This is a genomic window from Methylophaga sp. UBA678, assembly GCF_002299105.1.
Classification (GTDB): domain Bacteria; phylum Pseudomonadota; class Gammaproteobacteria; order Nitrosococcales; family Methylophagaceae; genus Methylophaga; species Methylophaga marina.
The window spans coordinates 3043-3829 of the sequence record NZ_DBNG01000005.1 but is presented as its reverse complement, the minus strand read 5'-3'; the positions used below and the strand labels follow the sequence as shown (position 1 = coordinate 3829).

Below are 787 nucleotides of genomic sequence, written 5' to 3'. Positions count from 1 at the left end.
GCTCTTAATGCTGCCCTCAAGCAGATCGCGGATAACAATCAACTGACATTGAGACAGTTCAGAGATGTGTTAGAAGAAGATGGTTATGACTTTAGCGTATTCAGAGAAACGATCCGCGATGAAATGATCATTTCAAGATTACGTAAGGCTCAGGTCGAAGACCGTGTTGTGGTTTCCGATCGTGAAGTCGATAATTTCCTTGCTACACAAAAAGTGCAAGAGGGTGGCCAAGTTCAGTATGAGCTGCAACATATTCTCATCAGTATGCCCGAAGCCGCTTCACCTGAAGAAGTTCAGTCAGCCCAGGAGAAGTTAGAGAAAGTTCAAGCATTATTGAACGAAGGCGGAGATTTTGCTCAAGTCGCTGCGGGATATTCTGATGGTCAAAATGCTTTGGAAGGCGGTGAGTTAGGCTGGCGTAAACAGGGTGAGCTTCCATCACTGTTTGCTGATGTGGTACCCACATTAAGTATCGGTGAAGTCAGCCAACCTTTGCGTAGTGGTAGTGGTTATCACTTGGTTAGAGTGAAAGACAAAAAAAGTGAAGATGTACATCTTGTCAAACAAACATTAGCCAGTCATATCCTGATTAAAACCAACGAACTCACAACAGATGAAGAAGCCCAAAAACGGCTGGAAACACTGAGAGAACGTATTGTTAATGGTGAAGACTTTGCCGAGCTAGCCAGAGCGAATTCTGACGATACGGGCTCTGCTATTGATGGCGGAAGCTTAGGTTGGGTAAGTCCTGGCGTGATGGTTCCTGAATTTGAAGAAAAAATGAATG

At 44.5% G+C, this 787-nt stretch carries 1 protein-coding gene; it reads left to right on the top strand.

What is annotated here, in order from left to right:
- The coding region (locus B3014_RS01860) for a peptidylprolyl isomerase (protein ID WP_289286891.1) at positions 1-787 on the top strand (787 nt) is incomplete at both ends.